Source organism: Catenulispora pinistramenti (assembly GCF_018274385.1).
Taxonomy (GTDB): Bacteria; Actinomycetota; Actinomycetes; order Streptomycetales; family Catenulisporaceae; genus Catenulispora; species Catenulispora pinistramenti.
Genome location: NZ_JAAFYZ010000352.1, coordinates 1 through 7031, shown reverse-complemented (window position 1 = coordinate 7031; position 7031 = coordinate 1). Strand labels below are relative to the sequence as shown.

Genomic DNA, 7031 nt, shown 5'->3' with positions numbered 1-7031 from the left:
GCCCACCCCAGCCCAGCCAGCCCATCTCATCCAGCGCAGCGCAGCCCAGCCCCCGCCCCTACCACTCATCCCGAATCGCAGCCCACTCATCCTGCAAAATCGCCCACACCTGCATATCCTGCCGCTCCCCATTGTGCAGATAGCTCGACCGCAGAATCCCCTCAGCCGTCATCCCCACCCGCTTCGCGACCGCCGCGCTGCGCTCGTTCCGCGGATCGCAGTGCCACTCAGCACGTGCGAGCCCGCGCTCGATCAGGGCGTGGTCCAGCAGGATCCGCACGGCGGTGGTGACGAAGCCGTGTCCCTGGCCGGCCGGTTCGGTCCAGACGCCGATCTCGCAGTTGCCGGACTGGGCGTCGAAGTGCGGGTACATGCAGCCGCCGACGAGGACGTGCTGGTGCCAGATGCCGAACAGGCGTCCGGTGTCGGCGGCCTGGCGGTCGGCGTAGCGCTGCAGGGTGTCGCGGGCGCCGTTCAGGTCGCTGGCGCCGGCTGCGAAGCGGATCCATCGGTCCACTTGCTTGCGGGCGCGCTGGATGTGCGCGAAGAACTCGTCGACTTGCCAGACTTCCAGGGGGCGTAGTTCGGCGTCGTCACTGATCTCTATCGCGAACACGGCACTCCTCGAAGCGGGGCGGCCAAGCGGGATCGGCCAAGGGGATCGGCGTGGCGGGGTCGGCGCGGCGTGGCAGGGCATGGCGCGGCGGTGATGCGGCCGGCGCTGGCCTCTTAAGGACTGTACCGGCCTTGTCCCCCTTACGTCAGGCTACCGGTGCCGCTCCCGATCAAGATTTGGTGACGGTCACCACGTCCCCGCTCGACGACGACGCGTCCACCTTGATCGTCACCCCGTCAGTGTCGTCCTCGAACGTCTGCCCGGGCTCGTAGGCGCCCCAGTCGACCGCCTCGCCGCAGGCGCTGGTCGTCGGCGCGTCGGGGGAGGAGTTCTGCACCCGGATCGGGCCGTCCCCGCTGGCGATCGAGGAATCCACCGCGTAGACCACGACCCCGCTCTTGCAGATCCCCTTATCGACGCCGTAAGGCTTGCGCGACTCCGCTACGTACGCCGTCGTGGGACCGGTCCGCACCACCGCGATCTTCGTCCCGCCCAGCGACTCCACCTCCTTCAGCCGCACCGAGAGCGACCCCGGTTCGTTCAGGCACGCCACCTGGGAGTCGGCCAGCCACCCGATCTTCCAGTCCTCCCAGCCGAAGTGGTGCGGCGCGTCGCCGATGATGTTCCCCATCACGTCGAATCCGCCGACCCAGTGGTGCGCGTCCTGGTCGGTGAAGGAGTAGAGGTCGGGTAGTCCGAACGTGTGGCCGGTCTCGTGCACCAGCACCTTCGGGCCCCAGACGTACATGTCCTGCCCGAGGGTGACGCCCCACCTCATCTCCTTGCCGTTCACCACCAGGTTCGGCTGCTTCGGGTCGAAGACGTAGGCGGGGGAGAAGGTGATCGCCGTCGCGTTCTTCGGCGGCACGATGTACACCATGTCGAACTTCGACAGGTCGACGTACTGTGCCGCGAGTTCCCCGGCCTGTTTGACGTAGAGCGCCTGCTGCGGCCAGGTGATCCCGCGCACGAAGCCGTACGTCGTCGAGTCCTGCGGCATGTGCAGCCAGTGCTTGACCGGCGTGATCTGCAGATCCACGGCTCCGGCGGAGAACTGCGTCATCAGGCCGTGGGCCGGGGCCAGGAAGTTGTAGTAGTCGTCCGTGGAGTCCATGGCCGGGGCGTCGGGGAAGTCCACGAACAGCATCGCGGCCTTCTTCGTGCCCTGTGGCTGCTGGAACTGCGTGGTGTAGTCGGTGGCGTGGCCCTCGTCGGTCCAGCCGGTGGGGTTCGGCAGCGCGCACTGGGCGCTCGGGTCGCGGTGGCTCGCCGGGATCGGGTCGGCTTGGACGGGGCCGCCGGCGAGCAGCGGTACGAGTGCGGACACCAGCGCCACCGCGCACGCCAGCCCGGCTCGGTGGACCGCTCGCCGGGAGCGGGAGCGGCGGGGGAGCGTGGGCATGCGGGTCCTTCCGTCTGGAGCCAGTGACGCGGACCACACCTGCCCGCCGGGAGCGGATGCACACCCCGGCTGCTCCTCCTGGCGAACGTTGATCCGCCAAAGGAGGGAACGGACCGGGAAAGGGCCGGGAATAGGCCGACCGCCGAACCCGACCGCCGAACCCGACCGCCGCCGAACTCGCGCCGCCACCCCGCTACCGCCCTGCTGACAGCCCCGCGACCGTTCCCAAAACACCAGAAGCGGCGACGCGCGGGTAAGGGATAGCCTGCCCGCATGCTCAATACGCACCGCCTCCGCATCCTGGCCGAAATCCATCGGTCGGGATCCATCGCGGGAGCGGCACGTGAGCTGAAGCTGTCGCCGTCGGCGGTGTCGCACCAGCTGTCGCAGCTGGAGAAGGAAGCGGGCGTCAGCCTGGTCGAGCGCGGCGCCCAGAGCCTGCGCCTCACCGCCGCCGGCCGTCGCCTCTCGCTGCGCGGTCAGGAGATCCTGGCCCTGCTCGATGCCGCCGAGAAGGACCTGATGGCGCACTCCCGTGCCGACACCGGGCACCTGTGCATCGGCTACTTCGCCTCGGCCGGCCGGCGCCTGGTCCCGCAGGCCCTGTCCCGTTTCGCGCACCGCTACCCGGCCGTGGAACTGGACTTGGTCGAGGGGCAGCCGCATGAGCTGGCGCCGGCTGTCCAGCAGGGCGAGATCGACGTCCTGGTGATGTTCGAACACGCGCTGGATCCCTGGGCGCCGCCGGAGGGTGTCGAGGTCCGCGAGCTGTTCAACGACCCGCAGCTGCTGGTGGTGCCGACCGGCCACCCCGCCGGACGCCGGGGGCAAGTCCGGCTCGACGAACTCGCCGGCGAGCAGTGGATCACCAGTTTCGGCACCGGGTCCCCGGTGCTGTCGGTCTTGGAGCGGGCCTGTGCACTGGAGGGATTCGTCCCCAACATCCGCTGCCGCAGCGACCACTACGAGGTCATCACCGGTCTGGTGCGGGCCGGGCTCGGCATCGCGCTGATACCGAGCCTGGGGATCAGCGACACCAGCGGCGTGGAGACCACGCGGATCTCCGGGCCGCGGCTGTATCGGAAGATCGGGGTCGCTTCGCGGCCGACCAATCCGAACCCCGTACTGGCGTCGTTCCTCGCCTATCTGGCCTCCACGGCGGCGAACCTGCGCGCCGGACACTGAGCCTCTGCCAGACACACGTTCTCCGCGCCGCGTGCAACCGAAAGCCCCGTCCCGCACTTGAGAAAGTGACACCGGCCAGACGAGGGGAGCGGGACCAGGGTGGGCCACGACAATGAACGGCTGCGGGGCTTCGAGGAATTCGTCGCAGCCCGCTCGCAGTCCTTGATGCGCACCGCCTACCTCCTGGTGGGCAACCATGAAGCGGCCGAGGACCTGGTCCAATCGGCGCTGGAGAAGGCCTTCCCGCGCTGGTCGCGGGTGCGCCGGATGGACACACCGGAGGCGTACGTCCGGCGGATCGTGGTCAACGACGCACACGCCGTGTGGCGCTCGGCCAAACGGCTGCCGACGGTGACCCTGCCGCTCGGCCCCGACGCCTCGGCCCTGGTCGCCGCCCCCGCGGGCCACGCCACCGACCACGCGGACGGCGTCACGCTGCGCGACAGCCTGCTGCGGGCGCTCGATGAGCTGCCGCACGGGATGCGCACCATCGTCGTGCTCCGCTACTGGGAGGAGCTGAGCGTGCAGGAGGTGGCCGACCTGCTGCGGTGCAGCACGGGAAACGTCAAGTCCCAGGCCGCGCGCGGACTGGAACGTCTTCGAGAACTGATGACCGCGGAAGCAGTGAGGAGTGAGCGATGAGCGAGGGCTTTCCGGGAAAGCCGGAAGCGGGAGACGACGAGTTCGGGCGTGACGGGGAACGACTGCACGCCGTGATGACCCAGGCCACCGCGCACATCGGCCCGGTGCGGGTGGACCCGGCGCGGCTGCGGCGCGCGCAGCGCCGGCACCGGCTGTCGGAGGGCGGGGTGGTGGCGGGCGTGCTCTCGGTCGCGCTGGTCGCCGCGGCGGTGACGATGCATGGCGGGGGCGGCGGTGCGGGCAAGAGCCCGGCCGCTACCCACACCACGTCCACGCCGGTGTCCCAGGCCCCTACGGCGCCGACGACGTCGAACCGCGTCACGCCGGTCGGCGTATCCGTCTACGACTCCGACAACGGCACTGAGGGCAAGGGCACGGTCAACCAGTTGTTGTCCGGGACCGGCGCCTGGACGACCGACCAGTATTGCGGGAAGTACGCGACCCACGACAGCATGGCTAAAGACACTGGCGTGGTCTTCGACCTCGGCGGCGCGACGTCGATCGGCAGCGTGACGGTGAACGTCGGGACCCCGGGCGCGAGCCTGGAGATGTGGACGGCCGACGATTCCACGGTAGGCGGGCCGCCCGCCATCCGTCCCGGCCAGCCGCCCGCGGGGTTCACCAAGGTCGCGAGCGCCACCGATGTCGGATCGACCGCGGTGCTCACCCCCGCCAAGCCGGTCAAGACGCAGCTCGTCCTCATCTGGTTCACCGGCGCGCTGCCGCCGGTCCCGAACCCGGACGACGTGATCCACTGCGGGCACGACGACGGTCAGCGTTTCGGCGACTCCATCACGTCGGTCCAGTTCACCCGCGGGTAGCGCGGACTGGCCGACGGGTTTCCTGGCTGCTCGGTACTGGCTGTTCGGTACTCGCTACTCGGTATTAGCTGCTTGGTATTGACTGCTTGGTATTGGCTGTTCGCCCACTAGGCCGTCGCGATCCGCCCCACCACGGCCCCGATCTCGCGCATCCCCCGCACCATCTCGAACTCGTACCCGAGGGCGCAGCGCGTCAGTACGGCGTAGCAGACCTGCCGGGCGCCGCGCACCACCCCGACATCGCACCGCGTCCCCACATCCGTGCCGGTCTTGTTGGCCACCCACAAGCCGGCGACGGGCACCTCGGGCACGCTCGAGTCCTCGGGATCGTGGGGAATCGCGGCGGGCACCATGCTCCGATCCAGGCAACCGGCCATCCACTCCATCACCAACGCCCCCCACGTGCGCTCGCCGGCCACGCCGCCGACGAGCGCCGCCAACTCGCGAGCCGTCCCCACCGCGAACGTCGGTGGGTGCTCCGGCAACCGGGGCTCCCGGATGAAGTCCAAAATCCGTGTGTGCACCAGCCCGAGCGCCGCAGCACCCGCCGACACCCGCTCCAATCCGACCCGACGCAACAAGGCGTTGGTCGCTGTGTTGTCACTGACCGCCGCCGTGAGCCGCGCCAAGTCGAGCAGCGTCCACTCGCGCGCCGAGAGCTTGAGGAGCAGGCCCGAACCCGCGCTGTAGTCCTGATCAAGGAGGGTCAGGCGCTCCTCGGGATCCAGCGTGCCGGTCACGAAACCCTGCGCCACCGAGGCGAGCAGCAGGAGTTTCCCGACGCTGGCCAACGGCAGTACCTCATCCGCGCGATGCTCGCCGGCGCCGGGGACGCAGAACGCGAGGGTTCCGGGGAGGCTTTGGACGTCCGGGAGGTCTCGCGCGTCGGGCAAGTCAGCGCCGCTCAACAAGCCAACACCCGCCCCGGCCCCGCCCCCGTGGCTACTCTGTCCCGCAACACCGTCCCGTCCCGCACCACCACCGCGCCGCCGACCACCACCAGCCGCACACCGGTCGGCGGCAGCAGCGGCTCCGCGAACGTGGCGCGGTCCGAGATCCGCGCCGCGTCGAACACCACCAGGTCCGCGTGTGCCCCGTCGCGCAGCACTCCGCGATCCGTCAGCCCGAAACGTGCGGCCGGCGCACCCGTCATCTTGCGCACCGCCTCCGGTAGCCCGAACAGCCCCTCTTCCCGCGCGTAGTGCCCCAGCACCCGCGCGAAGCTGCCCGCCCACCTCGGGTGCGGCAGCCCCGGCTTCGGCACGCCGTCCGAGCCGATCATCGCGAACGGGGCCGCCAGGACGCGCCGCACGTCGTCCTCACGCATCGAGTGGCTGATGATCGTCACATCGCCGTCCTCGGCCAGCAACAGTTCCGCGACCAGGTCGAGCGCGTCCACGCCGGCCGCCCCGGCCAGGTCCGCGATCGTCCGTCCCTGATACCCGGCGTGCCGTGGCGCCCCGGCGACCACGATACGGTCCCAGCCGCCGTTCCCGACCGTGTTCTCCCAGCCGGGCACGCCTTCGGCGATCGCCTTGCGCAGCAGGTCGCGCTGACCGGCTTCGCGCAGCCGCGCCAGCAGCCGCGCCGGACCGCCGTCATGGGCCCACGGCGGCAGCATCGCACCCAACCCCGTACTGCCGGCCGTATACGGATAGACGTCGCACGTCACATCCATCCCCGCATCCCGAAGCCCCGCCAACCGCGCCAACGTCACCTCGGTCCGTCCCCACGCGAACTTCCCAGCGGTCTTGTGATGCGACACGTGTAGCGCCGCACCGCTGTTCCGCGCAATAGCGATCGCCTCCTCCAGAGCCCCCTCCACCCCGGCCATCTCATCGCGCAGATGCGTCACATAAGGCTTCCCATGACGTGCGGCTACCCGCGCTAACGCAGTGACCTCCGCAGTGTCCGCATAAGAGCCCGGCGTATAGATGAGCCCTGTAGAGAAGCCCACTGCCCCGGCCGCGAGAGCCTCATCCACCACTGCCGCCATCCGAGTGATCTCCGAAGCACTCGCGGCGCGCGCCGAATATCCGACTACGGCGGCGCGCACAGTGCCGTGCCCTATAAGAGACGCGAGATGGTTAACCCGCCCTATAGCGCTGTGGACCCGGCCCAACGCAGCCAACCCTGAATACCGCCCGGGAAAGACGCTGTGCCCGCAGTTCCCCGCGATCTCAGTCGTCACCCCCTGGACCACCGAGGCGAACACCTGAGCCGTATCAAGCCGCCCCTCCGCGCCGTCTACAGCGTCTACAGCGTCTATAGCAGCGGTATCGGAGTGCGTATGCGCATCGATGAACCCTGGTGCGACCACCAGCCCCGAGACGTCTACAACCTCCGTGGCGGAAGCGCCACTTCC

At 69.7% G+C, this 7031-nt stretch carries 7 protein-coding genes; 3 read left to right on the top strand and 4 right to left on the bottom strand.

Annotated features, from left to right (window positions below; genetic code table 11):
- Nucleotides 1-58: 58 nt before the first annotated feature.
- Entirely contained in the window at nt 59-616 is a 558-nt protein-coding gene (locus KGQ19_RS46410) for a GNAT family N-acetyltransferase (protein ID WP_212021653.1), read from the bottom strand.
- Nucleotides 617-785: 169 nt separating this feature from the next.
- On the bottom strand, nt 786-2018 hold the full coding sequence (locus KGQ19_RS46405; protein WP_212021651.1) for a metallopeptidase domain-containing protein: 1233 nt from the start codon (nt 2016-2018) through the stop codon (nt 786-788).
- Nucleotides 2019-2291: 273 nt separating this feature from the next.
- On the opposite strand from KGQ19_RS46405, the gene KGQ19_RS46400 reads away from it, so the two are divergent.
- From KGQ19_RS46400 to KGQ19_RS46390, 3 genes are all read left to right on the top strand, one after another.
- Nucleotides 2292-3203, top strand: a complete 912-nt coding sequence (locus KGQ19_RS46400) for a LysR family transcriptional regulator (RefSeq protein ID WP_212021649.1) — start codon at nt 2292-2294, stop codon at nt 3201-3203.
- A 99-nt stretch (nt 3204-3302) separates the two neighbouring features.
- On the top strand, nt 3303-3845 hold the full coding sequence (locus KGQ19_RS46395; RefSeq protein WP_307856721.1) for a SigE family RNA polymerase sigma factor: 543 nt from the start codon (nt 3303-3305) through the stop codon (nt 3843-3845).
- Complete coding sequence (locus tag KGQ19_RS46390; protein ID WP_212021647.1) at nt 3842-4666, top strand: hypothetical protein; 825 nt, start codon at nt 3842-3844, stop codon at nt 4664-4666. Before KGQ19_RS46395 ends, KGQ19_RS46390 begins: the two co-directional genes overlap by 4 nt.
- A 107-nt stretch (nt 4667-4773) precedes the next feature.
- Here the strand turns inward: KGQ19_RS46390 and KGQ19_RS46385 are convergent, their stop codons facing one another.
- Nucleotides 4774-5574 carry a serine hydrolase gene (locus tag KGQ19_RS46385; RefSeq protein ID WP_230420491.1) on the bottom strand — a complete coding sequence of 267 codons (801 nt, stop codon included), beginning with the start codon at nt 5572-5574 and terminating at the stop codon, nt 4774-4776.
- Complete coding sequence (locus KGQ19_RS46380; protein WP_307856722.1) at nt 5571-6986, bottom strand: N-acyl-D-amino-acid deacylase family protein; 1416 nt, start codon at nt 6984-6986, stop codon at nt 5571-5573. The genes KGQ19_RS46385 and KGQ19_RS46380 overlap by 4 nt, the downstream gene beginning before the upstream one ends.
- Nucleotides 6987-7031: the final 45 nt, after the last annotated feature.